General features: G+C 51.2%; 23 protein-coding genes and 1 pseudogene. 17 read left to right on the top strand and 7 right to left on the bottom strand.

The genetic code is table 11. The features are described 5' to 3' along the window. The first annotated feature begins 88 nt into the window (after window positions 1–88). The 8 genes and pseudogenes from ACTQ52_RS00965 to ACTQ52_RS00930 all read left to right on the top strand — a co-directional run bounded on the left by ACTQ52_RS00965 (window position 89) and on the right by ACTQ52_RS00930 (window position 8,079). Window positions 89–2,119: a heavy metal translocating P-type ATPase gene (locus tag ACTQ52_RS00965; RefSeq protein ID WP_441981519.1), complete on the top strand. Its 2,031-nt coding sequence runs from the start codon at window positions 89–91 to the stop codon at window positions 2,117–2,119. 236 nt (window positions 2,120–2,355) lie between these two features. Continuing rightward, on the top strand, window positions 2,356–3,384 hold the full coding sequence (locus ACTQ52_RS00960; protein ID WP_441981518.1) for a hypothetical protein: 1,029 nt from the start codon (window positions 2,356–2,358) through the stop codon (window positions 3,382–3,384). A gap of 153 nt (window positions 3,385–3,537) precedes the next feature. Next, a complete protein-coding gene (locus tag ACTQ52_RS00955) occupies window positions 3,538–3,996 on the top strand; it encodes a MerR family transcriptional regulator (RefSeq protein WP_441981517.1) in 459 nt (152 codons plus the stop codon). A 145-nt stretch (window positions 3,997–4,141) separates the two neighbouring features. Then, window positions 4,142–4,210: pseudogene (locus ACTQ52_RS00950) on the top strand (zinc-ribbon domain-containing protein); the annotation flags it as partial. Between the two features lie 78 nt (window positions 4,211–4,288). After that, window positions 4,289–4,585: a hypothetical protein gene (locus tag ACTQ52_RS00945; RefSeq protein WP_441981573.1), complete on the top strand. Its 297-nt coding sequence runs from the start codon at window positions 4,289–4,291 to the stop codon at window positions 4,583–4,585. 305 nt (window positions 4,586–4,890) lie between these two features. Further along, on the top strand, window positions 4,891–5,130 hold the full coding sequence (locus tag ACTQ52_RS00940; protein ID WP_441226715.1) for a hypothetical protein: 240 nt from the start codon (window positions 4,891–4,893) through the stop codon (window positions 5,128–5,130). A 28-nt stretch (window positions 5,131–5,158) separates the two neighbouring features. Next, complete coding sequence (locus tag ACTQ52_RS00935; RefSeq protein ID WP_441981516.1) at window positions 5,159–7,207, top strand: hypothetical protein; 2,049 nt, start codon at window positions 5,159–5,161, stop codon at window positions 7,205–7,207. Further along, on the top strand, window positions 7,204–8,079 hold the full coding sequence (locus tag ACTQ52_RS00930) for a ComEC/Rec2 family competence protein (RefSeq protein ID WP_441981515.1): 876 nt from the start codon (window positions 7,204–7,206) through the stop codon (window positions 8,077–8,079). The genes ACTQ52_RS00935 and ACTQ52_RS00930 overlap by 4 nt, the downstream gene beginning before the upstream one ends. Before the next feature lie 89 nt (window positions 8,080–8,168). Here ACTQ52_RS00930 and ACTQ52_RS00925 read toward each other — a convergent pair whose 3' ends face one another. Together ACTQ52_RS00925 and ACTQ52_RS00920 are read right to left on the bottom strand one after the other, a co-directional pair. Next, the gene (locus ACTQ52_RS00925; RefSeq protein WP_441981514.1) at window positions 8,169–8,453 is read right to left on the bottom strand and encodes a DUF1653 domain-containing protein; all 285 of its coding nucleotides are present in this window, start codon (window positions 8,451–8,453) and stop codon (window positions 8,169–8,171) included. 72 nt (window positions 8,454–8,525) lie between these two features. After that, window positions 8,526–9,821 carry an ATP-binding protein gene (locus ACTQ52_RS00920; RefSeq protein WP_441981513.1) on the bottom strand — a complete coding sequence of 432 codons (1,296 nt, stop codon included), beginning with the start codon at window positions 9,819–9,821 and terminating at the stop codon, window positions 8,526–8,528. A 522-nt stretch (window positions 9,822–10,343) separates the two neighbouring features. Between ACTQ52_RS00920 and ACTQ52_RS00915 the strand changes: the two genes are divergently transcribed. After that, window positions 10,344–10,673, top strand: a complete 330-nt coding sequence (locus ACTQ52_RS00915; RefSeq protein ID WP_441981512.1) for a branched-chain amino acid transporter permease — start codon at window positions 10,344–10,346, stop codon at window positions 10,671–10,673. 116 nt (window positions 10,674–10,789) lie between these two features. Here ACTQ52_RS00915 and ACTQ52_RS00910 read toward each other — a convergent pair whose 3' ends face one another. After that, the gene (locus tag ACTQ52_RS00910) at window positions 10,790–11,332 is read right to left on the bottom strand and encodes a chromate transporter (protein ID WP_441981511.1); all 543 of its coding nucleotides are present in this window, start codon (window positions 11,330–11,332) and stop codon (window positions 10,790–10,792) included. Next, window positions 11,329–11,910 (bottom strand): chromate transporter, encoded by a 582-nt coding sequence (locus ACTQ52_RS00905; protein WP_441981568.1) that lies wholly within the window; start codon window positions 11,908–11,910, stop codon window positions 11,329–11,331. Before ACTQ52_RS00905 ends, ACTQ52_RS00910 begins: the two co-directional genes overlap by 4 nt. A gap of 445 nt (window positions 11,911–12,355) precedes the next feature. Between ACTQ52_RS00905 and ACTQ52_RS00900 the strand changes: the two genes are divergently transcribed. Further along, window positions 12,356–13,858, top strand: coding sequence for a 4Fe-4S dicluster domain-containing protein (locus tag ACTQ52_RS00900; protein WP_441981510.1), 1,503 nt, complete (start codon window positions 12,356–12,358; stop codon window positions 13,856–13,858). A 246-nt stretch (window positions 13,859–14,104) separates the two neighbouring features. On the opposite strand, the gene ACTQ52_RS00895 is transcribed toward ACTQ52_RS00900, so the two are convergent. Further along, window positions 14,105–14,767, bottom strand: coding sequence for a histidine phosphatase family protein (locus ACTQ52_RS00895; RefSeq protein ID WP_441981509.1), 663 nt, complete (start codon window positions 14,765–14,767; stop codon window positions 14,105–14,107). A gap of 362 nt (window positions 14,768–15,129) precedes the next feature. On the opposite strand from ACTQ52_RS00895, the gene ACTQ52_RS00890 reads away from it, so the two are divergent. The 6 genes from ACTQ52_RS00890 to ACTQ52_RS00865 all read left to right on the top strand — a co-directional run bounded on the left by ACTQ52_RS00890 (window position 15,130) and on the right by ACTQ52_RS00865 (window position 21,959). Beyond that, the gene (locus ACTQ52_RS00890; RefSeq protein ID WP_441981508.1) at window positions 15,130–15,792 is read left to right on the top strand and encodes a hypothetical protein; all 663 of its coding nucleotides are present in this window, start codon (window positions 15,130–15,132) and stop codon (window positions 15,790–15,792) included. 33 nt (window positions 15,793–15,825) lie between these two features. Beyond that, window positions 15,826–16,443 carry a type II secretion system protein gene (locus ACTQ52_RS00885; RefSeq protein ID WP_441981507.1) on the top strand — a complete coding sequence of 206 codons (618 nt, stop codon included), beginning with the start codon at window positions 15,826–15,828 and terminating at the stop codon, window positions 16,441–16,443. A 395-nt stretch (window positions 16,444–16,838) separates the two neighbouring features. After that, window positions 16,839–17,936, top strand: a complete 1,098-nt coding sequence (locus ACTQ52_RS00880) for a GGDEF domain-containing protein (RefSeq protein ID WP_441981506.1) — start codon at window positions 16,839–16,841, stop codon at window positions 17,934–17,936. A gap of 249 nt (window positions 17,937–18,185) precedes the next feature. After that, window positions 18,186–18,674: a GntR family transcriptional regulator gene (locus tag ACTQ52_RS00875; protein ID WP_441981505.1), complete on the top strand. Its 489-nt coding sequence runs from the start codon at window positions 18,186–18,188 to the stop codon at window positions 18,672–18,674. After that, a complete protein-coding gene (locus ACTQ52_RS00870) occupies window positions 18,671–19,570 on the top strand; it encodes an ABC transporter ATP-binding protein (RefSeq protein ID WP_441981504.1) in 900 nt (299 codons plus the stop codon). Before ACTQ52_RS00875 ends, ACTQ52_RS00870 begins: the two co-directional genes overlap by 4 nt. Beyond that, entirely contained in the window at window positions 19,545–21,959 is a 2,415-nt protein-coding gene (locus ACTQ52_RS00865) for a DUF6449 domain-containing protein (RefSeq protein WP_441981503.1), read from the top strand. The genes ACTQ52_RS00870 and ACTQ52_RS00865 overlap by 26 nt, the downstream gene beginning before the upstream one ends. Window positions 21,960–22,071: 112 nt before the next feature. On the opposite strand, the gene ACTQ52_RS00860 is transcribed toward ACTQ52_RS00865, so the two are convergent. Further along, complete coding sequence (locus tag ACTQ52_RS00860; RefSeq protein ID WP_441226566.1) at window positions 22,072–23,475, bottom strand: response regulator transcription factor; 1,404 nt, start codon at window positions 23,473–23,475, stop codon at window positions 22,072–22,074. Between the two features lie 101 nt (window positions 23,476–23,576). Continuing rightward, window positions 23,577–25,340, bottom strand: coding sequence for a sensor histidine kinase (locus tag ACTQ52_RS00855; protein ID WP_441226565.1), 1,764 nt, complete (start codon window positions 25,338–25,340; stop codon window positions 23,577–23,579). A 295-nt stretch (window positions 25,341–25,635) separates the two neighbouring features. Here ACTQ52_RS00855 and ACTQ52_RS00850 point away from each other — a divergent pair, with 295 nt between their 5' ends. After that, on the top strand, window positions 25,636–26,973 hold the full coding sequence (locus ACTQ52_RS00850) for an ABC transporter substrate-binding protein (protein WP_441226564.1): 1,338 nt from the start codon (window positions 25,636–25,638) through the stop codon (window positions 26,971–26,973).

The raw sequence follows: 26,973 nt of genomic DNA, 5'->3' as shown, positions 1-26,973 counted from the left end.
CCACGGTGCATGAAAACTGCCACAAACAGCCGGAACCGAAGCTGATGTACAGCACGGAGACATGAAACTGACAGAAAAGAGGAGAGTTATGGAACCGAAATTAAAGAAGGAACTGCAGAAAATTCTCACCGCCCTCGCGATTTTCTTCGCCATGATGGTGGTGGATAAGACGGGCCTCTGCCCGCTGATCTTCGCGCACCGCCTCCCGAGCCTGTTCGCGTACCTGATTCCGTACCTCCTGTGCGGCTATGACGTGGTTCGCAAGGCGCTCCTCGGCATCCGGAACCGCCAGCCGATGGACGAGTCGCTCCTCATGTTCGTGGCGACGATCGGTGCCTTCGCGACCGGTGAGAATTCTGAGGCCGTCGCCGTCATGGCCTTCTACCTCGTCGGTGAGTGGTTCCAGAAGTACGCCCTCGGAAAGTCCCGCAAGAACATCGCGAGTCTCATGGACATCGTTCCGGAGGAGGCCAATGTTGAGCGCGCGGACGGGTCCATCGAGACGGTGGATCCTGACGACGTCGAGATCGGCGACATCCTCGTGATCAAGCCGGGCGAGAAGATCCCGGTCGACGCCGAGGTCCTGAGCGGTGAGTCCATGGTGAACACCGCAGCGCTCACCGGCGAGTCCGTTCCGCGAAGCGTTCACCCGGGCGAGGCGGTCATCTCCGGCTGCATCAACGGTGAGGGACTCCTCCGCGTCCGGGCGACCAAGGCCTTCGAGGATTCCACAGTCTCGAAGATCCTCGAGCTCGTCGAGAACGCTTCCGAGAAGAAGTCGAAGACCGAGAATTTCATCACCCGCTTCGCCCGCGTCTACACCCCGATCGTCGTGTACTCCGCGATCGCCCTCGCGATCATCCCGTCGATCCTCACCCGCGATCCGGCGATCTGGATCTACCGTGCATGTACCTTCCTCGTCGTGTCCTGCCCGTGCGCCCTCGTGATCTCCGTTCCGCTCGCCTTCTTCGGCGGCATCGGCGCGGCCAGCTCGAACGGCGTGCTCGTGAAGGGCTCGAACTACCTCGAGCTGCTCTCGCACCTCCATACCGTCGTGTCGGATAAGACCGGTACCCTGACCGAAGGCAACTTCCAGGTGTCCGAGGTCCTGCCGGCTCCTGGCGTCGAAAAGGCCGAGCTTCTCCGCATGGCCGCCCTCGCCGAGGGCATGAGCACCCACCCGATCGCGAAGTCGATCCGCGACGCGTACGCGGCGGAGGTGCCGGGCGCGGAAATCAACACTGCCCTCGTTACGGACACGGTCAATGTCTCTGGCCAGGGTCTCATCGCGACCCTCCCGGGTCGCCGCATCTTCGTCGGCAACGCGAAGCTCATGCAGGCCTACGACATCGACTTCACGGAAGCGACGAACGCCGCCGCGACGGTATCGTATGTGGCCGTGGAAGAAGAACGCCGGTCGGCAGATACCAGCGCTGCGGCTGCCGTAGGCGGGAACCTCACGGGAAGTGACGGTGCAGACGGCGGAAGCATTGGCACTGGAAAAGAGAAGGGAAGCATCCGCTACCTCGGCGCGATCCTGATCCGGGATCAGCTGAAGCCGGAGGCGAAGGACGCCATCGCGGAGATGAAGCGCGAGGGCGTGCAGAGCGTCGTGATGCTCACCGGTGATCGAAAGGCGGTCGGTGAGGCGGTCGGACAGGAACTCGGACTCGACTGCGTCTATACCGAGCTGCTCCCGCAGGAGAAGGTCGAAAAGGTCGAAGCGCTGCTCACGGAGCTCGACCGGCACGGACGGCAGCAGGACAGGGCAGAACTCGCCTTCATCGGTGACGGCATCAACGACGCGCCGGTGCTGGCCCGCGCGGACGTCGGCATCGCGATGGGCTCGATGGGCTCCGACGCCGCGATCGAAGCCGCAGATGTCGTCATCATGGACGACGACCTCACGCGCATCCCGATCGTCATCCGCATCGCCCGCCGCACCGTCGCCATCTCCACCCAGAACATCGTCTTCGCCCTCCTCGTGAAGATCCTCATCCTCATCCTGACCGCCTTCGGCCTCACGAACATGTGGATCGCCGTCTTCGGAGACGTCGGCGTCGCCGTCCTCTGCATCCTGAACTCGATGCGACTGCTCACCATCAAGCGGACGATCTGAGAAAAACTGAATAGGATATGCAAAAACAGCTGGAGACACATGGCGGTGTGCTCCGGCTGTTTTTTATACCAGTTAAAAACCACCTGCCTGGCGGAACGACAATGCAGTTTACAGAAGAGAGTGAGGATTGCGAAAGAAAGCGATATAGCGATATGTGGTTAAACGGACTGGATTCAGGCTTTAAACTCTCGTAAAATAGAATAGATAACCCGAAGTGCGGAAAGGGGAGATTTGTTATGGAAAATGAAGAGCTGAGGTTTGGCAGCATTGCCAACATCTACTATACGCTCATAGGGGAAAAGATTCCGAAGCAGATGGATCTTCTCGATACATGGTTTCCAGATCTGGTCATCGCGGTGGATGAATCGGATGGAAATACGAAGGTGCCTGCCGAGTATAAGGATCTGGAGTATAAGATCCATGCGGTGCGCTATAAGGGAAGACTGTATTCCGGAGAGAGTAAACGGGTCTCGCAGATTCTGGGCAGGCTGACCGGAACCGCTGCGGGAAATAAGGAGAAGGAGCGGAAAACAGCGGAGCTGATCCAGAAGCATGTCGTGGAACAGTTTATCGTCGATATGGAGCTGACGCCGCGTCTGAAGGATCATGTGGACGAGCTCTTTCAGCGCCTGACGGATGATCAGCTGGAGGAGCTGTATCAGTTTCTTCTCGAGCATCTCTATGAGCTCATCCATTATCGGAAAAGCCTCGATGACTATCATCGAAAAACAGAACCATTCCCGTTTGACGATGAAGTGTTTGACAGCATCCTCTATAATGCGGCGTATCAGATGAATCTGGAGTCCTATGAAGGGCTTCGCAATGCCTACCTGTGGCTTCTGACCGGAGGGCTTCTGCGGAATGAAACAGGACGGATATTAAGAATGTATGACAGCTCGTTCATCGCCATTTATCGGCAGCAGGGAGCCACAGAAGATATCGAGGATAAGCTGAATTATTTATTTTATCCGGAGAATTACCACTCCTTTTATACGGGCGATGATCTCGATAAGCAGTTCCCCGGCATCGAGTGGTACTGCGACCAGTGCAGAGCACATCTGAATGAACAGGAAGGCTTCGACGATCATCTGCCGGAATGGACGTGCACACAGTGCGGATACATAAACCCGATCGGCATCGACCAGATCTATGAGACCGAAGAAGACTATCGACATGGCGTGCGCAAAGTAGATCACGTGGATTTCGCACATGCCATCGACGAGCGGCGGAAGGAAATCGAAGAAGAGAAAAATAAAAAATCATGATCCTGCCTTTGACAGTAGAAGTGTCAAAAAAGTCCTGGGACTGGCTCTACGAGCCGGTTCCGGGACTTTTCTGTATTTTCGCGAAGTGCGTAATTCTCTGCGCTTGTTTATTGCCTGCCCTTTTGCCAGCTCCATGCGACCCTTATTTATCGCATGGATTTTTGGAAAAAACTTGGGCATATAAATGAAGTGTTCCCCGGGGTACTCTATGTACAGGAGGGGAACAGAATGGAAAACAGGGAAGAAACGTACAGGAAAGAAGAAAAGCTGTATACGGTCGGCGAAGTCTGTGAGCAGATGGGCATTACCAGAAAAACGCTTTTCTATTATGATCAGATCGGACTGCTGAAGCCGGCCGAAAGAGTTTCCTCGCAGCAGGCGAAGCTGTATGACAGCGAGAAAATCGCACGACTTCGATGCATTTTGCAGTATCGAGAAGCCGGGCTCCGCATTTCGGAAATCAGAGAACTTCTCGATGATCAAAATGTACATCGACTAAGTATTCTACAGGCGGCGATGACGCGTCTTCAAAAAGAGCGGGATGGTGTGGAACAGGAAATCGTCAATCTGACAAAGCTGATTGAAGCAGAAAAACGTGCAACTTCATCATGACGTATGTCCTTGACTGTTCCGTGGGGAACGGTGTCATAGTAAAGCCGGATACTTACAGAGAAATCAGTGAATATCCACAAGCGTATTTTATTGAATGTTCCTGCGGGCAATGCAGGAAACGTAAGAACAGCAAAGAAGGGGGATCATGATGGCTTTTTGTAAACAGTGTGGAAGTGAACTTGAAAATGGAGTGAAATTCTGCCCGAAATGTGGCGCAGCAGTTGAAAGTAGTGTGGAGGTTAATACCACACCGCCGACCGTATCCGAATGCCGGCAGCAGCCAGAGGTAAAAATGAAATCAGCCGATGCAGGGCATGGGCTCGCCATCGGCAGCCTGGTGTGCGGCATCATCGGCATCGTCTTATGGTTCTTCGGTTATACCTGCCTTATTTCCGTCGTTCTGGGCATCGTGGGACTGGTGCTGGCCGGAAATGCGAAGAAGGAAGGAAACACCGAGGGAATCCGAACTGCAGGCTTCATCGTATCCCTGATTGCCCTGATTATCGGCATCATCATTACGCTCTATCTCTGCCTGGTTGTAGCCCTGGTGGGAACCGCCGTAAATGGCATTTTCAGTATTCTTCAGTGAATCAAAAGCGGACCGGATGGCCGCTTATACAGACTACTGAATCTTATACAAACTGTATTCAGGTATACAGAAACCTGCCTTTTTAAAAGCTCTGGTATATAGAGCCGGAGGCATGGATTCTTTTACCATATCAGTTGTGGCGAGACGACGAAAAGTTTCGCCCAACCTCCTTTCAGGCGGAGTAGTAGCAAGATACTGCTCCGCTTTTTGTAATGGTAGTTTTTTTCCCTTTTTTTCTTCTGTTTCAGAGTTAAAATGAATATGACATGCAATGATGAATATCAGCACAAGATGGAGGAATAGAGATGTTTGGTGCATTCGGCATTTTCAGTATGATCGTTGTTATTATGTTGATGGTTCTTATGTTTAAGCTCACGCTGTTTACGTTCCGCGTCGTCGGCAAGGTGATCGGATGGGTCTGGGGGATCCTCGGATGGCTGATCGTCGGCATCCTGGCAGTGAGTGTATGCGGACTTGCAGTGGTTTTCCTGCCGATCATCCTGGTCGTCGGACTGTTTTCGATTTTCATGGCGATCGCAGGCTGAGATGATAAGTTAAAAGGGAGAATTTGTTATGAAAAAGAAACGATGGGCTAGAGCACTGGCATTGCTTTTGGCATGTTCATTGACGGGATGTGGAAGCAATTCTGAAAATAGTATTACACCTGCAGCGTCATCTCTTGAGAGTACTCAAATTGAAAGCATAACTGGTGAAAACGAAATAGAGACGAGCTCTATAGCAAAAATGCCTGAAGTAATGAGTTTCGTTGATACTGGTGAAACTACGAAGACGGAGGAAACTACTGAAGATGCGGAAGCTCTAGCGCAGGCAGAGGAAGAAAGGAAAGAGGCAGAAGAGAAAGCACGTAGAAAAGCTGAAGAAGAAAGGAAAAGAGCAGAGGAAGAGGCTCGAAAAAAAGCAGAGGAAGAGAAACGCCTTGCAGAACAGCGTAACTCTTTTTCAATGATGTATTATCTGGCAATTACGGCAGAAGAGATTCGAACTTCTAAAGATAATCGAATCGCGCTGGAAGATATATATACATCGCTGTTAAACGACACAAATCCAGGCGCAATCGATGAAATAACGCAAGAGCACTTGAGAAATTTAAGAGATATTATCAAGTCATATCTCGAGATTTCAACAAAACGAGATCGGCTTCAGTTTATTTATAATCAGCAGAAAGCTACTGCAATCAGAAATGCAGTTCCTAATCCGCTTGCAATTTTGTCTGTTTCAAACGCGATGGACTGGAGAAAGCTGGCCTTAACTGTAGCGTTTACAGCGATGGATTCGTATAACAATTATAAAAAAGCCGGTGAAAGCGCAGATATGGATTTTATCATGAGTGGATGGGAACTGGATGATGAAGAAAAAGCTACAGTTATGAAAAATCGAGATCGTGCTTTTGACTATATGGTTGACATGGTTCAGGAGTATCATCTCGATGGGCTTAAAACCCTTAACGAAAAATCCATCGAGAAGTTTGCGGAAATCTGTGCCACTGAAAACCCTTCAGAGAAAATCCAGCTGTTAAAAGCGGAAGAATCTAAATATAACCTGCTGGGGAATTATTGGCTTGAATTGGCAGATGCATATTTCGAAACAGCTAAATATGATAAGGTTCTGAATTGTGTAGAAGAATATAATAAATTAGCAACCGGAATCTACAGACAGGACTTTAATTATCTACAGATTTTACCTAAGGCAATTGTAGCAGCACAGAAAAGCTATTCCGGTAAGCAGTATGTATCTGTAATATCAGATTTTGCAGATGCGATTATCACAAATACAAGTTCTGAAGACTGGGCTCCAAGATATTTTGCGGCACAGGTATACCTGGATCTTTATTCGAAGACAAATAATAAAAAATATCTGGAAGCTACATATAAAATTGTGTCAGAGAACGTTACAGTACTATTAAAAGAACAGCGTGAAGTAAACGATACATATTTGAATGATATTAGAGAACAGGCTGCTGTGGAACCAGATTATCGATATATGACGGAGGTAGAGAAAAAGAAGGCAAAGAAAGAGTATGAAGCCGAAAAGAAGCACGCTAAAGAATATAATAAATCTCTGAAGCATGCTCGGAAAACAGAACTTCCGTCACTCTATGAGCCATTGGTTGTGAATTGCGAATTGTTATTTGCGCTGGCAGATAAGATGAATCTCACCGAAACAGAGAAAGCAGATATCGAGTCAATTTTAAAGACTTCTGAGGAGGGTACTTTTTTAGCCAAGCCTATAAACGATGCATACTCATTTACAAGAAGAGGAAGTACATATTCTATTGATTTTTCAAAGGATGGAATGATTATTCCAGTCAATCTGCTGACGGCAGATTCTAAGATAACCGTGACTGTAAGTGACCATGGTGCAACCAGGACATTTGAGGATTGCAAAATAACGAAAGTAGATCGTAGCGGAAAAACAATAGATACGTTTAAAGCCTATGTATCCAGCAAAACGCTCAAGAAATATGACTGGACACCTACTTCAAAAATAACAGTACAGATTATATATGCTGATGCATATGATAAGAAACTGGATTTTGCGTTTACTGTTGGAACTTTTGAAGAACACTTTTATGGAGATAAAGTGGAGTTTAAAGCAGAATGAAAAAATGGATATTATCAGTACTCGCACTCTTTTTAGTACTCGTTCTCTTCTGCATGACGGCTTGCTCCAGATCAAAGAACAACTCGACCTTTAGCATCGAGTTTATGGATGTTGGGCAGGGGGATGCGGCTTTGGTTGAGTGTGACGGACAATATATGCTGATAGACGGTGGATCGAAAGGTGCTGGTGAAACGGTATACAGTGTGCTGGAGGAAAAAGAAATTCAACATCTGAATATATTGGCTATTTCGCATATGCATGAAGATCATATTGGCGGTTTGCCTAAGGCTCTGACTTATGCATCAAAAATAGATAAGACGATTGCTAATGCAGATTATGATTCCGATGATAAAGAGAGTTTTAGAGCGTTGGAGCGTGCTTTAACCGCTGATGGAACTTCCATCACGGTTCCGCATACTGGAGACACATTTCCGTTAGGTAGTGCAAAGGTCGAAGTCGTAGATGTTGCCTCTACGGATGTTAATGATTCACTGGTTTTGATGATTACGTATGGAAAGAAGCGTTTCTTATTTACTGGTGATATCGAAGATGACGCGCAGACGAGAATCTCAGACAAATATTCCAACTCAAAGGATAAGGCTTATAAGGTGGATGTTTTAAAAATGCCTCATCATGGATCTGGAAGTAAAAAGTCATATGATGGAACGGGCTCTTTATATCATTTTCTTAGAACATTTACTCCGAATTATGCCATTATCTCGGTGGGGACTGGAAATACGTATGGACATCCGGATAAAGAAACATTAGATCTTCTGAAGCAGGCGAAGATAAAAGTATACCGCACAGATCAGAAGGGAACGATTATCGTAAAATCGAATGGAAAGACCGTTTCTGTTACAGGAAGTAAATAATATCACATGTGATTGAAACGCAGCACTAGGATAAAATTCAGCAGATAGATTTCGCAGTTTACTGGACTCTGTTTTATCCGTCTGGAGGATTAAATAGTCTCCTCGGTTTTTTCGAAGCGGTAGTGCTGCTTGATCTCCGGGTACTTCGCGTGATCGACTTCTTCCATGAACATGTCATACGGGCGGGCGAAGAGGCCCATGTCGTCATAGAGGGCCTGGTAGATCATGAGTGCTTCGCGGGTTTCGGAGTGCGTGGCGACGCCGATGATGCGATACAGATAGCGGGTTTTGTTCTCCGGTTTTGTGAGGTCGAGCGTCTCTCGTTTAAAGTGCCGGACGAGATCACCGGCGTGAAACGTTCTCAAATTCTCCATGGTTCTTATTCTCCATCTTCGTCAAAAATACGGCTACCGCATAGCTTATAGTATGATAGCAAACCGGGCCGCTCAGATACAGAATGCGGCATAGAGCGGAACGATCTTCAGATTATTCTCCATGCCGAAGTTTTTCGCAGAAAGCTTGATGGCATACGCGGGCTTGTAGCTGTCCATGTAAATCTTCAGGCTTTTTGCTCTGGTGTTGTCGGCAGACTTGACCTCGATCGGGATGAGCTGACCTTCACGCTGTATCACGAAATCGATTTCAGCTCCACGCTCAGATGTCCAGTAGTAGCTGCGGTATCCGTTGATGGTAAGCTGAACATGAACATAGTTTTCCGCCATACCGCCCTTGAAGTCGTTGATTTCGTTCGACATATAGAGAACATCATCGGCTGCGACATCCTTTTTCGCGCAGAGAAGTCCCAGATCAGATACATAGATTTTGAATGCATCGATATCCCGGTAGTTGTCAAGCGGCTTTTTGATCTGCTCCACCCGGTAGACCTGCGACACGATGCCGGACAGGCAGAGCCATTCGATCGCGTTTTCAAATTCGGAAGCGCGTGCGCCTTTCTTCAGCAGCTTATACTGGAAGCGGGTATTCGTTTTTGAGAGCTGCACCGTGATATTGTCGTAGGCCAGCCTCGTTTTTTTGATTTCATTCAGGGTATTATACTTGCTCATATCATTCAGATAGCTGGCAAGGATGGTATTCTGTGTATGCCGGACCAGAATATAATTTTTCGTGTTCACGAACTGCATCACACACTCTGGCATGCCGCCGACGACCAGATACTGACGATAGAACTGCATGGCTGCTTCGTGTAATGCAGACGGCAGCGGGGTATCGGTCTGAAAGCTCTGCCGGATTCTCTCCACCAGTTCCTTTTCACCGAGCGCCAGCATGAATTCTTCCATATCCATAGGATAGAGCGTTTTCATATCGACCTTTCCGACAGGAAAAGAGAATTTCGAGCGGTTCACTGCGACACCGAGCAAACTGCCGGCGACGATGATGTGATAATCCGGAGCGCTCTCGCAGAAATACTTGAGAGAGGTTAATGCTCTTTCGCAGAGATGCACCTCATCAAATACGATCAGCGTTTTTTCCTTTACGATGGTCTGATCTGCGATGCGGGAGAGGATAGGAATCAGATAATTCGGGCTGATGTCTTCATCGAAGGTCTCACTCAGCTTCGGGTTCGTCTCAAAGTTAAAGTAAGCCACATTCTCATAATGCGTACGTCCGAACTCGAGAATAGAATAGGTTTTTCCGACCTGCCTCGCTCCCTGTAAAATCAGAGGTTTGCGATGGCTGCTTTCTTTCCAGGATTCTAGAAAGTCAAAGATTTTTCTATACATGATCGGTCCTCCTTCACAGTGATACATCCAGTATAACAGATGTTTGCGTTGAATAGTGTAAAAATGCTGAAAAAGTTCGTGTAAAATTACGCGAAAAAACAGCGAATAATTACACAAAACGACATGAATGTAAAATAGCTGGTATTTTAAGCCAGGGTTTATATAATGTTGCAAAAAATCTGCTGGATTTACAAATTCTTTCTTATAGCCAATAAAAATGATAGTAATAACGTAGTGTTTGCTGATTATCATGAAAAACTATCGGCCACAGCAAAGTTTTTCCGCCTGTGGAGTAAAAACTATCGGTCACAGCAAAGTTTTTTCGGTTGAAAAGTAAAAACTATCGACCGCAGCAAAGCTTTTTTGCTGCACTGATATTACCTGCGCCTATAGCAGGTGAGAGCTTTTCCGTAATAGAATCCGCCCTGCGTCCATGATAGTCTAGTAAGAGGTGCCTCCGGCACCTGCGGACAGGACATCGCATCATGATGCCGCTCGTCCAGAAAGCAAAGGAGGCCATCGATGATCCAGCTTAGTACGACGCAGATTTTTCTTATGATTTTCATCCCGAGGCTCATCACGCAGCTCCTCCGGGCACTGCCGTTTGTGATGTTCGGACGCCGCGCGATTTCGCCGACGATTCGTACACTCGGCGCGACCCTGCCCTTCGCCATCATGGCGGTGCTGGTCGTCTACTGTTTGAAATCGATCCCGACCGGCAGTCTGAAGGAGAACCTCGAGCTGATCGCTGCGGTTCTGATGGTCGCGGGCCTTCACCTCATAAAAAAGAACACGGTCCTCTCGATCAGCGTGGGAACCGTGTTCTATATGGTGCTGGTGCACCTGATCTAATATCGGATGCCAATGTCGCTGTCGCCGCTTCATCGCTGTCCGCGGTGATTGTCGGCTGCCGGCGCATGGTTGTGCAGACACAGCAGCTACGGGATCGGGTGCCAGCATGGCCGATCTTACATCAGGAGCTGTGCGATGAGCTCCATCACGCCGGTGAGAACCATGACGAGGATCGGGTCCCAGTGAAGCTTCCGGAGCATGACGAGGGCGATCAGGAACCAGGCGCACATGCGGAGCTCGAGGGCGCTCGGGAGGCCGAGCGCCGGGAGGAGGATCAGGAGTCCTGCCGTGAAGATGAGGGCGACGACCGCCGGGCGGAGCGTTTTCAGGACGCCCTGCAGGAGGCTCAGTTTCCGGTACTTTGTGTAGATGATGGCGATGATCGTGACGACGACGCAGCTCGGTAGAACATCCCCGAGGGTCGCCGCGACGGCACCGAGCGGGCCCGCCATCTGGAGACCGATGAAGGTCGCGGCGTTGATTGCGATCGGGCCGGGCGTCATCTGGGAAATCGTGACGAGATCGGTGAAGTCCGCCATGCTGATCCAGTGATAGTGGTTCACGACCTCCTCCTGGATCAGTGGCATCGCGGCATAACCACCGCCGAAGCTGAAGGCACCGATGCGGAGAAAGGCGAGGAAAAGCTGGAGATAGATCATGACTGCTCCTCCTCACCTTTATTTCGCCAGAGTGTTACGGCGACGCCGAGGGCGATGACCGCGAGGATGATCCAGATCGTGGAGATACCGAGGATGTAGTTTGCGACGAAGGCCGCGAGCATGATGACGAGGGACGAACACTTTTTATCGGCGAGTACGCCGCTCGCCATGTCCCAGGTGACGGACATGATGACCGCGCTGACGCCGCAGCGCATGCCGGACAGCATGTGGTGGATCATGAAATTCGAGCGGAAGGCAGAGTAGAAGAGGGAGATGACGCTCAGCATCAGGAAGGGTGGGATGACGGCACCGAGCACCGAGAGCAGGATGCCGGGGAAGCCGCAGATCTTGTAGCCCACGACGATCGCACCATTGACCGCGATCGGGCCCGGTGCGGACTGTGCGATCGCGACGAGATCCAGCATTTCGTCCTCGCTGATCCAGTGCAGGTCGTCGACGAACTTCTTTTTCAGCAGCGACACGATGACATAGCCGCCCCCGAAGGTGAAGGCGCTGAGATACAGGGTCTCGAAGAAGAGCTTCCGGAGACGCGCGCCGGAGCATGGGGAAGCTGCAATCGCTTCAGATGTATCCGTGGATGTGTTATTTGACTCGTTCACGTGGGTTTACCTCGTTTGTAGTTGAGATGATGATTCGTCGAGGGAGCACTATGTGCCCCTTCGGCTGATGACAGAGCTTGCTGTAACACATAATATATCATTCTACGCCGGATATCCAGCCGCTTTCATCGGCAGACGACAGGCGAAGGTTACTGTTTACGAGTGAACAGCAACGACAGAGGCTTCGGCAGAAAACCATCCGGGAAGCCACCCGACGTCAGCATTGGCCGCCTGGAAATACCCCATGTTCTTCTGAAAAAACAAGCATTTTCGAAACTTCTATATATAATGTAAAACGACTTGTTAATTCTGTGTCAAATTAACAATGTTCAAGTTTTTCATCGCATGTTATACTTTTGATAACTGGGCGATTTTATGTATATTTTTTTCAGGAGGAAAATATATGGTTACAAATGATAGGGGTGCGGTTTCCATCAAGCATGCTGTCATGGAGGGGCTCGCGCGCGAGCTCTGGGAGCATGATGAGATCACACCAGATGCAGAGAATCAGCTGATTATGTCGATTTCACCGGGACCTCACGCAACATGGCGCTGCTGTGTCTACAAGGAGCGTGAGATTCTGAGATGGAGAATCCGTCTTTCTGAGAACATGGATGCAAATCCATACACGACGGAGAAGAATCCGAACGTCGTACAGGTCATCGATCCGGCCTGCGAGGAGTGTCCGCTATCCACTTATTCTGTAACCGATAACTGCCGTCTTTGCCTCGGTAAGGCGTGCCAGAACAGCTGCCGCTTCGGTGCGATCACCATGACCGAGTCGAGAGCGCACATCGATCCGAACAAGTGTAAGGAGTGTGGTATGTGTGCGAACGCGTGTCCATATGGTGCCATCGCGCATCTGGAGCGTCCGTGCCGTAAGCCGTGTCCGGTCAATGCCATCAGCTACGACGAGAACGGCATCTGTAAGATCGACGATAAGAAGTGCATCCGCTGTGGTCAGTGTATCCACAGCTGTCCGTTCGGCGCGATCGCATCGAAGATCGATGTGCTCGATGTCATCCGTGACATCAAGGCCGGCAAGGAAGTCTTCGCGATGTGTGCACCGGCGATCGAAGGTCAGTTCGGTAAGGACATCACCATGGGCTCCATCCGTGAGGCACTGAAGGAAGTCGGCTTCACCGACATGGTCGAGGTCGGTCTCGGCGGCGATATGACCGCAGCGTACGAGGCAGAGGAGTGGTCCGAGGCACGTAAGGAAGGTAAGAAGATGACGACCTCCTGCTGTCCGGCATTCATCAACATGCTGCGTATGCATTTCCCGGAGCAGTTTAAGGAGAACATGTCGGAGACCGTTTCCCCGATGTGCGCGATTTCCAGATACCTGAAGGCGACCCACCCGGGCTGCAAGACTGTATTTATCGGACCGTGCATCGCGAAGAAGTCCGAGTCCCATGAGATGGGGATCGAGGGCAATGCAGACTACGTTCTCACATTTGGCGAGATGACCACGATGATGGCCTCGAAGAATGTGGAGATGAAGCCGGTGGTTGATCCGTATCAGGAGTCGTCCATCTGGGGCAAGAGCTTCGCAACATCCGGCGGCGTTGCAAACGCGGTTATGGAGGTGATGCGTGAGCGGAACGAGGATACGACCGGTATCAAGCTTCGTGCAGCAGCCGGTGGCAAGGAGTGCAACGTTGCGCTGACACTTCTCAAGCTCGGCAAGCTCCCGGAGGATTTCATCGAGGGTATGGTCTGCGAGGGCGGTTGCGTCGGTGGCCCAAGTAAGCACAAGACGGAGATGGAGCTTCGGAAGTCCCGTCAGGATCTTCTGAACCAGGCCGATGATCGTAAGATCCTCGATAACCTCGAGAAGTATCCGATGGATAAGTTCTCCATGATGCGTGGACATATGGCTCCGCCACACAGCGAGACGAAATAATTTCTAAATAAACCGAAGGGCGACTGTCAGAAGCGCAGTACTCCGAGGTCGGAAAAATCAAAAATTGGCCCCTAAGAACCAGTAGGCCCTCCGCAAACGACTGAGTTTTCTTTATGAAAACTCAGTGTTGCGAAGGGTGCTAAGGAAAATTACTCCAACTGGTTCTAAGGGGCCAATTTTGATTTATTCACGGCCTCTGCGTATGGCTTCTGACAGTCGCCCTTCGGCAGTATTTAAGAATTTAACTTAGTGCCGCGGACGATGTGTGCCGAGGCCGACGACGGTTTCCGTCTGGTTGATGAGGTCGACGACCTTCTCAATCGTGAGTTTGCCGTCCTTCAGCTCGAGGACCATCGCACCGCAGTTCGGGACGATGCCGCCGTCCCAGTAATCCGCGTCGCTCAGATTCCGGACGATGCTCTCGACGCCGCGGAGGATACCGCCGTGGCAGGTCACCATCACGCGCTCATATTTATCTTCATTTGGATAAAGATACGTATCGAAAAAATGCTCGATACGGTCCTTCACCTCGCGGATTGACTCGCCGCCCGGCAGTGGTGCCACGGTATCCGGGTACGCGAACCAGCGCTTCAGATGATCGAGAATCTCCTTCTCTGCCTCGGTGTGCGGCACATCATCGCGCATCTCGATGCCCTCTCCGGTACCGAACGCGATCTCCTGGAGATCGTCGAGTGGTTCAATGCTGAGATCAGGGTGATTCTTCAGGATGATCTCGGCCGTCTTCTTCGCACGCACGAGCGGACTCGAGAATACTCGATCGAAATGCACATCCTTCAGTGCCTCCGCCGCGATGCGCGCGCCGGCGAGTCCCACATCATTTAACGGAATATCCTTCCGTCCCTGCAGACGATGCTGCTGATTCCACATCGTTTCCCCATGTCTGATCATATATATTTCCATCATCGTTTCCTCGCTGTCTATATGTTCTGGTGCATGATTCGCATGGACTGAAGTATATCATATTTCGACGGAAATAAGTAGTCATCAGATCGCTGAAGCGAATGAATTGTATTTATTTCTGTACAATGGCATGTAAACTGAAAAACTGGCATCTTTAAACGTTTACAACATTTACGGAAACATGGTATAAATAAATATTAGAGTAGTTAGAAAAGATAACATGGAAAATTACGCTAAAGACAGCAGTGACATCGTGACGTTTTTATACGATTAGGGCTTGTTAATGGCTGGAAAAGCAAGGGCACGCGAGCGTAGTTTATGGGGTCAGACCCCCTTACGAAATTCTTAAGATGACGCCAGTGCCCGTTTTCCCGTATAAAAGCGAGCCCAATACTGAGAACTGGATCGGTGTCCCTGGCGCAGGTGGAAAGTGCGAGATCAGCTATAATCCAAGAACGGTAGGCATCGTGTTCACATGGTCGGGTGGATCGGCAGCGGATACAGTAACACGCGTGGATTTTAAAATAAGTCCACATGATGCACTAAACAGTACGGGAATATTAGGTGAACTTAAAAAGAGTGGAAATACGTGGTTTGAAATCGATTCGACCTGTCCGAATTCGACGATGTTACCAGTGGTGAAGGCAATGATTACCAACAACAGCCTACTGCATTATGGCACATATGGATACTTCGGCAGTCCTTCTAAAGAATCAAGCAGATACCTGTTCTGGACATCGGTAGATACAAGTAAGGTCGGCGCAGGTAAAACGGTACCGATCATTGTGAGCCGGGCAGATGGTAGTTATTATGTTCACACATCAACGACGGCATCGAGAACAAATAAAGGTAAAACGTATGTGACGATTTCAGACCATCTGAGTCAATCGTCTGTTAAAGACGGCGGCTATATTTCGGGTGCGAAATATGACACACTTGCAGAGGCTTATAGCGCATATGAAAAGCTGGTAAAGGAGTCCTACTCGGATTATAAGGAAACTCTTCTGAAGTAAACAATCGACATAAGATAAGAAAGCTGTGCGGATATGAAACGAGCTGAAAAAGAAAAACGCGGATTTACCCTGGCGGAGCTCCTGGTGGTCGTCGCCATCATCGGAGTACTGGTGGCCATCTCAATCCCGATCTTCACCACGCAGCTCGAGAAGGCCCGCCGCAGCGTTGACCTCTATAACGCCCGCGCCGTAGAATCCGTCCTCGTCAACGCCATCAACGATGGTAGCGTGCAGCTCCCGGCTGGAGTGAAAGGCGATACATCCGGCATCTGGGTGACGATTAGGCGTGAGGACAAAGGATGGCCAAGCGCTTATGGTAGTCAAACTGGAAACGTATTTTATGGTGCCAGCAAGAATACGGTGATTAATGGAGTGATCAAAACAACTGCATGGAATGCAAGCGATACTGAACTCCCAAAGATCGTAAAAGCAGCCGGACTGGATGATCTGAAAATTAACAGCCGGCGATCGGATAGTGGAAAACCGGATGGCTGGGACTGGATCGTCATCGAAGCTGGATATCGATACGATAATACAGCAAAGAAATTTGTTCTGTTCACAGAAATCTACAGCGGTTTTGCAAATGAAAAGTCAGGCGCGCACGAGTATAAGCAAGCTAAGAACTGCATCGGAAAACTGATCGGTGCCTGATTCTGAACAGAATGCATCGTGATCGTTCAGCGGAGGAGAGTCCCGGAGGGGCGACAACAGAAGCCATACGTAGAGGCCGTGTAAAATCAAGCCAGGTTCCCTTAGCGGCACTTAGAGTAATTTTTCCTTAGCACCCTCTGCAACGCCGAGTTTTCATAAAGAAAACTCGGTGATTGCAGAGGGCTTAGTGCCGCTTAGGGTCGCTGGCTTAGATTTTACCGGCTTCGAAGTACTGTGCTTCTGTTGTCGCCCCTCCGGGCTTTCATCTGGAACCGCATGATTTGCCGGACTTTCACCTGCGTTTCGCCGTTTTTTGCCCTTTTCTGGCTTGTTTCCCGCCCCGATCTTCCTATATAATGAATCAATGACATTATAGAAATGAAAGGGGGATCGCGATGACGGACATGTATTTTCTTGTGCTTACCGCGATCAATTTATTTGCGCTCGCATTTATGTGTGTGCTGGTGAGCCTGAATGATACCTTAAATCCGAAGCAGACTCGCGGTTTTCTGTACACCTTTCTGCTGATTGCATTGATCTCGATCCTGGAGCTGATCACAGTGCTGGTGGACGGAGGGCCACGCTGGATGCGGCCCATCAACATCATCTCAAACTACCTGGGCTTCAGCCTGACACCCGCGGTGCCGCTCGTCATGGTCTACACGATCGATCAGAGCGGACAGATCAGTGAGAGCCTGAAGGTGGCGACCGCGCTGGAAATCGTGTACTTTCTGATCATGACCGTCTCGCTCTTCACGGGCGGACTGGTGTTTACGGTGGACGCGGCCAACCAATACTCGCGGCTGGGCGGCTTCCCGGTCTACATGCTGATGTACTATTCGGGCATCGTCTTTCTGATGTACCATCTCCTCGAGATGGCGCGCTTTTTCCAGAACCGCGGCCGGGAGCTCATCTATGCGCTGGCGCTGTTTCTCGCGCTGGGAACGCTCGTGCAGATCCGGCTGCCGGGGATCCACGTGACATGGCTCTGCGTGACCATGCTGTCGATCCTGTACTACCTCTACTGCAACGAGATGTGGAACCAGCTCGATGGTCTGACAGGACTGCTCAGCCAGAAGAACTACCTGAACCGGACGCTGAACCTGCACGAAGAGGACCGGATGCTGATCGTACTCGACCTCGACGATTTCAAGCATATCAATGATACCTACGGGCATCTCGCGGGTGACCGCTGTCTCCGTGAAATCGCGCAGTGTCTGAAGAAGGCCTACAGCCGTTATGGCAACTGCTACCGTATCGGTGGTGATGAGTTCTGTGTGCTGCTCTGGAATCCAGAGAAGGAGGTCTTCTGCCGGGAGAAGTTCTACTGGAACCTGACGAAGCAGCGGGTGAAGACCTCGATTCTGCCGAATGTTTCGTACGGAAGTGCCCTCCTCGATGCGTATGAGAGCATCCGCGATACGAAGGCCCGCGCCGACCAGAAGATGTACCAGAATAAGAAGGAACATAAGGCAGAGAAACACTTCACGTAAAGCAGCAGGCCGCCGGCGTCCGCAAAACCCGATCTCCGACCTGCGCCGGAACATGTTCATAAAATCGTAAGAAAGCAGCTGATTGACAATCGGCTGCTTTCTTTTTATACTTTAACTGTACTAATACAATTAATACACTTAATTCACTCAAATCACACGAATTAAATGAATCACCTGGCTACGCTCCTGCCGGATCTGATGCATTTGATTCACAGATTCAGGAAACGTACTGGAAAGGGGATAGCGGATATGATTCTCATCGATTACAAGGATCGACGTCCTCTCTATGAGCAGATCGTGGAAAAGCTGTCGGATCTGATGGTCCGGGGCGTGCTCGCACAGGACAGCCAGCTGCCGTCCGTCCGAAGCCTCGCGACGGAGCTGTCGATCAATCCGAATACGATCCAGCGGGCGTATGCGGAGCTCGAGCGACAGGGCTATATCTACTCGGTGAAGGGACGCGGCAGCTTCGTGGCGGAAAATCACCAGATTCGTGCGAAGAAGCAGGTCGAAATCTGGCGGGAGCTCGCACTGCTGGTTGAGGATGCACGGAACGCCGGCATCACGATGGAGGCATTTCAGGCGCAGGTGGCGCAGAATTACGAACTGAATCCGGGCGCAGGGGCAGGCCAGGGCACAGGTACAGAAACAGGATCTGGTGTAGGCCAGGGCGCAGGCACAGAAACAGGATCTGGCGCAGGCTCGGAATACGAAACAGAAACAGGAGGCAGAAGATGATAAAGGCGGACAATCTGACCAAGCGCTTTCAGGGCGTGACCGCAGTGGATCATATCCATGCGGAGATTCAGGATGGCACGGTGTTCGGTCTGATCGGCACAAACGGTGCCGGGAAGAGCACCTTCCTCCGGATGGCGGCAGGGATCCTGAAGCCGGATGAAGGCACGATCACCCTCGATGGGGAGGCGGTTTTCGAGAATATACGGGTGAAGGCGAGATGCTTCTATATCCCGGATGAGCCATATTTTCTCGGAAACGGTACAGCGGATGATATGAAGACATTTTACCAGGGTATCTACCCGAACTTCGATACGGACCGCTTCGACAGGCTCCTGAAGAGCTTCGAGCTCGACGGACGCCGGAAGATCCAGACCTTTTCGAAGGGCATGAAGAAGCAGCTTGCGGTGCTGCTCGGCATCTGCGCCGGCACGGATTATCTTTTCTGTGATGAGACCTTCGACGGCCTCGATCCGGTGATGCGGCAGACCGTGAAGAGCCTCTTCGCAAACGACATCGAGGAGCGGCACCTGACACCGGTGATCGCCTCGCACAACCTGCGTGAGCTCGAGGATATCTGCGATCACGTGGGGCTCCTGCATCGGGGCGGCATGCTGCTTTCGAAGGACCTGGACGATATGAAGATGAACATTCATAAGATTCAGTGCGTGCTGCCTGCCGGGCTCGAACGCACGAACCTGCAGGATCTCGACATCATGACGACGGAGCAGCGTGGAAGCCTGCTGACGCTCACGGTGCGGGGACAGAAGGAGGAGATCCAGGCGCGGATGCAGAGCTATCATCCGGTCTTTTTCGAGATGATCCCGCTCTCCCTGGAGGAAATCTTTATCAGCGAAACGGAGGTGGCCGGTTATGACATCAAGAAGCTTATTTTTTAAATACATGAAGGAAAATACGAAGCAGCGCATCTGGAACCTGGCGCTCGTCCTGCTCCTGTGCTTTTTCGCCTTCCCGGTGACGACGGCGCTCTGGAGCAGCACGGCCTTCCGACCGGAGAATCTGAACAGCAGTCTCCCGGCGGACCTCGCACTGGCACAGGCGCAGAGGGACTTCACGCGCGACATGCTGCGGATGTACTCCATGAAGGGTGGCGCACTCGCGTTCATGCTGACGATTGCCGCAGTGGTGCTGGCGGCCTCCGGCTTCGCGTACCTGCACTCGAAAAAGAAAACGGATTTCTACCATAGCCTTCCGATCCGACGGGAGATGCTGTACGCGGTGACCTGCCTGAACGGCTTTCTCTACATGGCCGTCGCCTATCTCGGCTTCCTGACGATCGCCGCCGTTATGATCCGCGTGAAGGGCGTGCCGTTCGACTGGGGCAGCCTGTACCTCGCGAGCGTCGAGCACCTGTGCTTCTTCGCCCTCGTGTACATGACCGCGATTCTCAGCATGCTGCTGACCGGAAATCTGGTGGTGGGCCTGCTGGGGACCGGCGTGCTTTTCAGCTGGGGACCGGTGATCTGCATGACGATCTCGGCGTATTTTTCGGAGTATTTCACGACCTTTTACGGCGACGACAGCTTCCTGCTGGCGCTTAGTGAGCGGACCTCCCCGGTCGCCTGGTATGTGAAGGCCTGCATGTCTTCGCAGCCTGGACGTATGGCGCTGTGGGCAATGCTGGCAGCGGCAGTGCTGTTCCTCCTCGGTATGCTCCTCTATCGCCGACGTCCGTCCGAGGCAGCCGGCCACGCGATGGCTTTTCCGATTACGGAGCCGATCATCCGCTTCCTGATCGCCGTGCCGTCGTCACTCCTGCTCGGCGCGATGTTCCACTCGATGATGTGCGAGGATGGCTGGACCGTGTTCGGTCTCGTCTGCGGACTCCTTCTCGTGAGCTGCATCATCGAAATCATCTATCACTTCGATTTCAAGAGTCTGTTTGCGCATAAGCGACAGCTCCTTGTGAGTGCAGTCTTTGTCGGCGTCGTCTTCGCGATCTTCCGCTTCGACCTCTTCGGCTACGACCGCTACCTGCCGGCGACAGAGAAGCTTGCGTCCGGCGGCATCTACTGCGACCTCCTCGACCCAGATGCGACGAGCCAGTACCACTCGACGGTGGAATATACCGAGGGCTGGTATGGCGTAACGTTTGACGCGATGCCGTCCTCGACGCTGGCGGATGAGATGCAGATCTCGGACGATCAGGGGCTCGAACTCCTCCATACGATCGCAGCGCAGGGTGTGCACGATGCGGCACAGGCCCGAGACCGCTTCCTGCGGGGCGGCGGGCGCTCCTATGATCTCGAGGAGGGCGATGAGGCGTTTCATAACGTCACGATCGCTTGGCACCTCCGGAACGGGCGGACCGTCTACCGCAGCTATCGGGTCAATGTCTCCGGCGTGAGAGCAGCGCTCGAGTCGGTTTATGATCTCGACGCCTACAAGACGGCGATGTATCCGGTACTGTCGCTGTCCGCGGACGACGTCGCGGGCATCAACTATAAGGAAGAGGACGAGTGCAGCCACGTGAAGCTCGCCGGAGCCGACGTGAAGGCGGCGCTGCTCGCGGCGTACCAGGAGGAGCTGAAGGCGCTGACGAGCGAGACTAGAGCGCAGGAGATGCCGATCGCGGAGATCCAGTTTAAAACGAACGAGAATCAGGCGCTCATCCAGAAGCTGCGCGACGAAGGCGGCAACTACACGCTTTTCAACCACTATTACTACTACCCGATCTACCCGTCCTTTACGAAGACCATCGCGCTTCTCCGGGCGTGCGGTGTCGAGGTCGGCGGGACGGTGACTCCGGAAAAGACCGCGAGCATCACGCTCTCGTATCAGGGCGTTGCAGTTTCGGAAGAGGAGATGGCACCGGCGGATACAGAACTCGGCCAGCGCCAGCGGAAGTACCTGAGTGACGACAGCCGTGCGATGCTGACCGTGACGGACCCGGAGCAGATTCGGGAAATCCTCGCGGCCTCCGCTTCACACTCGGTCGTTTCTCTGAATCCGCTCACGGAAACCGATTGCGGCATGGAAATCGTCGTGGATATGAAGCGGTCGGATACGAAGTTTACTGTGAACGTGGGTCAGCTGAGGAGCAGTGATGTGGCGACGGGAACGGATGCAGATGCGTTCGAGACTGCAGACGATGGCGATCTGGATACGTTCGATGACGAGGACGCGTACGATCTGGAAGAGGATGAGGAAGTCGAGGAAGAGGACCGCGGCTCCTTCGTAAGAAACTTCTACTACGGACAGATCCCGCAGTTCGTCATCGACGAATTCGGGCTGACACCGGACATCATGGAGAAGAATAAAGTATAAACGTTAGAGAAGGGAAGCCCGGCGGGACTTCCCTTCTTTTCACTTCCGTAGCGTCTGGTTTCACAGAAATTCTGCTTACTGGAAATGCATGGTGATGGTTCCAACGTCCTTATTATAGTGGCAGGTGCTGCTTCAGGTACTCTGATGGGGTGACGCCGGTGGTTTTCATAAAGAGCTTCGTGAAGTAACGGGTGCTGAAATAGCCGACGCTTTCGGCGAGTTCTCGTACAGTCCGGCACCTGCCGGCGGCGACCATCTCGATGGCCTTCTGCATACGCACGTTCGTGAGATAGTCCGTGAAGTTCTCGCCGGTTTTCATCTTATAGGTCTTACTCAGATAATTCGGAGAGATGCCGAGGAGATCGGAAATCGTGTTGATGCCGATCTGATTCATATAGTTTTCGTCGACGTACCGATTGATTTTTTCGATGGTATCCGGGGTACTGTCGGCGTTATGTAGCTGCTGGATACTGTCGGTAAGCTGTGCGATCGAGCTGGTTTCGATGCGATGATGGAAGGTCAGATCAAAGACGCGAGCGAGGGATGCGTCACAGCGTGCGAGCAGTGCATCTCCGTTTTCCAGATTTCGCATCTCCGAGAGCGTCTTATGCAAAGTCACGGAGTCCTGCAGCTGCAGAGCGAGAATCGCCTTATCCAGCAGTGTGGAAAGCGGGAGATACGTCTCCTGCTCCTTCAGCTCATCAAGGAACATGCATTTTCCTAAGGATGTGCAGAGGTGAATGCTCTCGAGCTTCTGCACATAGGTGATGCGACGTAGTAAGTCCTCGATAGAATCTGCATAGTAGACGAATCCGGTTGCGAGGCAGGAGGAGAGCTTCTGGAAGTCCTCCGGGATGTGGGTGATGAGTGTGCGCGGCAGCTGGCCCGTCGTGATATAGATGAGCTCGCCACTCGGCAGGAAACCACAGCCGCACGGGAAGGAATACTTCTCTGACAGGGCAGTAAGAGAGGTGGACAGCAGATCGAAATTATTCTTTTTCGAGGACTTCGGATCATGATCGAAGTAGAAGATCATGACGGTGTAGGGTGGCTGCACATATTTCGGCTGCTGAATAAACTGGATGGAGAAGTAGAGATCGAGGATTTTTTTACATTCAAGCTCGTAATCCTTCTGGTACGCCGAAATCTCCTTTTGCTTGAGCTGCATGATTTTTTCCATGACCTTCTGTATATCTTCGAGCGCCGCCGGCTTTAGAATATAGTCGATGGCACCATAGGTCAGGGCTTTCTGTGCATAGGCGAACTCTGCATAGCCGGTCAGCATCACGACCGGAATATCCTTCGTATGAAACTGCGCGAAGGCGTCGAGTCCGGACAGCTTCGGCATGTGGATGTCGAGGAAAATGACATCCGGTGTATGGTCTTCGACATAGAGCAGCAGCTCTTCGCCGTTCGTAACCTCGATGAAGCTGTGCTGTTCCGGATACAGCTCCTCGATCATGCTTTTTAATCCCAAACGTGGTAGACGCTCGTCATCTGCCAGTATGATATTCATAGTCTATCCTTTCTGTTTCCGCGAACATGATTCCGCAGTTTCCGATCGTCTGGTGTCTACGCTTCGCCATAGAATGGAAGTCCTGCGTCACTACCCTGCGCTTATATCCGGGTACCGATGCCCTTCATCGGAATATACACCGTAAAACTCGTAATACCATCCTCGAGCGTGATATCCAGTCGTGCGTCCGGATCGAAAATCTTCAGTCGATTTTCGACATTCATGATGCCGACATGCTTCGAAGAGCGTAGCGTATCGAGGTCGATCGGAATACCGTTATTTTTTATCGAAAGCACCAGTGTGCCATGGTCAATGCAGGCAGCCGTCCAGATGGTGATCGACCGTCCATCCGGATCCATGCCGTGCTTCATCGCATTTTCGACGAAGGGCTGAATCAACAGACGTGGAATCTCAATCTCGCGGGTAGCCTCCGCACATTCGCAGACATAGGTGATACGCTCATCGAAACGAAGCTTCATGAGCTCGCAGTACTGAGTACAGAACTGAAGCTCCTGCGCGACAGTGGTCGTTTTTGAGTTGCTACAGGTATAGCGGAAGATATGCGTTAACTGCAGAATGCCGGCCTCCAGCTCCTTTTTCATTCCGAGACGATTCAGAGAGACGAAGCAGTTCAGCGTGTTATAGAGGAAGTGCGGATTGATCTGACTCTGTAGTGCCCGGTATTCCGCTTCCTGTCGCTGAATCTCGTTTTTATAGGAACGCTGAATATAGAGATCCAGCTGATGAATCATTTCATTCAGATGCTCTCCGATCATCGTAAACTCGTCCGCGACATAGAAATCGTTTCGCGCCATGAGTTCCTCCGGGATATGAATATCGAGATTTCCATTCGATGCAGATTCCATCGCGCTCAGAATTGAGTTCAGCACGATGGTCGTCTTCTGAGAGTTCTTCCGGAAGAAGAGACAGCCGGCGATGATGGTCAGTACACCGAGAATCGCCGCGAGAATCCAGATAAGGAGAATCGACTTCATGTTGTCATGGTAAGAGGACAGAAACACAAGCGTCCATGGCATCCCCTTGATGCTGCGCTGATAGCGGAGATAGGTATCACCGGAGGTCCGGATCTTAGCGTCTTCGCGCAGAAGATAAGGCACCGCTTCGTCATCCAGATAACCTTCGTGATAAATCGGTTTTCCATTCTGATCTACGATGATAAATCCGGAGTGCGGGGTCAGCTCGACACTGTCAAACATGCCCCGGATTGGTGCGAGCGACGAGTCGATGCGCAGGACACCAAGCTTTCGCTTCGTATTAATATTCTTCACCGTATGAAACGTTGCGATGACCTCGGACTGCGTATTCATAAATGGCAGTGGTTCCGTGATGGAGTAGCGAAACGGCTCATCGAGCAAAAATCCATCTGCAAACCAGTACTGATCATTATAGCGAAAGTCCGCCGTCTCCAGCAGATCCCGATTCCGACTCGTCGTCAGAATCATCTGGTTCTTCGGATTTTTCGGCATGAACGAAATCGAGAGGATATCATCGCGCGAAGTGATCATCAGACGCTGCATACAGAAGATATAGTTCTGCCGGTAGGACCCGATGCGATAGTTTGCCGGCCCCTCCACCGTGTACTGCGCGTTATCGACAGCGGTATAAAAATTAATGATGTCATCATAAATATACGGCGTCAGTGCCATATGCTGCAGATCGGAAAAGTAGGTGCTCATATTACTGGAAATTTCGTACAGCGTCGTCGAGAAGTAGGTCTCGTTTTCCTTCTGAATCCGGTTTTGCAGGTAAAAGGCGAGGCAGGACGAGAGGATCGAAATCGGCAGGATGATACTGAAAAGAAAAAGCAGGATGAGTTTGTTCTGAAAGCTCTGTGATCGGCGCATCTTTCTCCTCTGTCAAAATCCACAAAAATTTGAGTGCTTATAATTCCTATTTATAATATTTGAATCAATCCGCCGCGTCAACTGTCTCCCGGGCGTAGACATGGTCCGAATCCAAGAAGAGGTAACCGTTCAGACAGAGTGAAGTCAAGGCGTGGCTCGGCGGACAGTAACAGAAAAGGGTACCAAAGTGTAGAATTGAGTCACTTCAAGATGAATCTGTGTCCTGTTACTATGGATGTACATGAAAAAGCGCGCTTACCACACGAAGAAACGAAAGAAAAGGAAGGAAATGATTATGAAGAAATTCGCTACCTCCATGCTGATCGCAGCGATGGCAGTTACATCTGTAGCATGTTCGAAGGCTCCGGAAGAGCCGAAGACCACCGAGGCCGCTGAGACGACCGCAAAGGCAGAGCAGGCAGAGCAGGCAGACAAGGAAGAGAAGGATGCGCCGAAGAGTGACGTTACCCTCGAGTTCTTATACAACCTGAATGGTGAGGCTATCAGTGATGAGGTGCAGGCAGTCTGCAAGCAGTTCACAGAAGAGACCGGTATCGGCGTTGAGGCGATCATGCCAGGAAGTAACTTCTCTGACATCATGAAGACCAGAATGGCTTCTCAGCAGCTTCCGGACGTATGGACGACCCATGGCTGGGCAGTCGCACGTTACGCTGAGTACCTTGCACCGCTGAACGATTTCGAGTTCGCAAACCATATTTCACCCTCCATCGCAGAGCAGATCACCGATGCAGAGGGTAACCTCTATACTCTTCCGATCGACATGGATCTGACCGGTATTGTATACAACGTAAACGTACTGAATGAGGCTGGTGTCAATGTAGACGACCTTAAGACATGGGATGACTTCGATGCAGCCTGCGAGAAGGTAAAAGCCATCGGCAAGACTCCGATCCAGATCGGTGGTAAGGATAGCTATACCGTCGGTAATCTGATGGATTTCATCGCTCCGACCTTCATCTCCAACGAGGATGAAGCAAATCAGCAGGCACTGCTTGACGGTTCCTTCGACTGGTCGAAGTGGAACGTAGTCGTTGATAAGGTTGCCGGCTGGAATGAGGCTGGTTACTTCAACAAGGATGCCGTAACTTCTGACTTCATGACCGGCGTGAAGGCGATGGCAGCAGAGAAGTCTGCATTTATGTTCCATTCCGCTTCTGCCATTACTGAGATGTATGTACAGAATCCGGATACCGAGCTCGGATTCATGCCACTGCCTGCACGTGAGACTGGTTTAAAGACCTCCCTTATGACGGGTGAGCATTTCGCAATCGGTATGTCGAAGACGACAGAGCACCCAGAGGAAGTAAAGCAGTTCATGGAGTTCATGGCGAGAGAGGACATCTGTGGAAGACTTGCAACCAAGTGCGGTATGCCTTCTGGTCTTGATAACGTAGAGAGTGATACCGGCCGTCTCGAGGCATTCTACGGCAAGTATGCAAACAACCCTGAGATCCTGAACATTCCTTACTTCGATCGTAAGTACCTTCCAAGCGGTATGTGGAATGACCTTTGTGTAACTGGTGGCACCATTCTTTCCGGACAGAAGAACGCAACAGAAGATGCTGTCGCTCAGATGAAGAACAGCTACGAAGAGAAGAAGGCACAGGAGTAA

This window comes from Oribacterium sp. Sow4_G1_1, from assembly GCF_052116105.1.
Lineage (GTDB): Bacteria > Bacillota > Clostridia > Lachnospirales > Lachnospiraceae > Oribacterium.
This window is presented reverse-complemented; position numbering and strand designations above follow the sequence as displayed.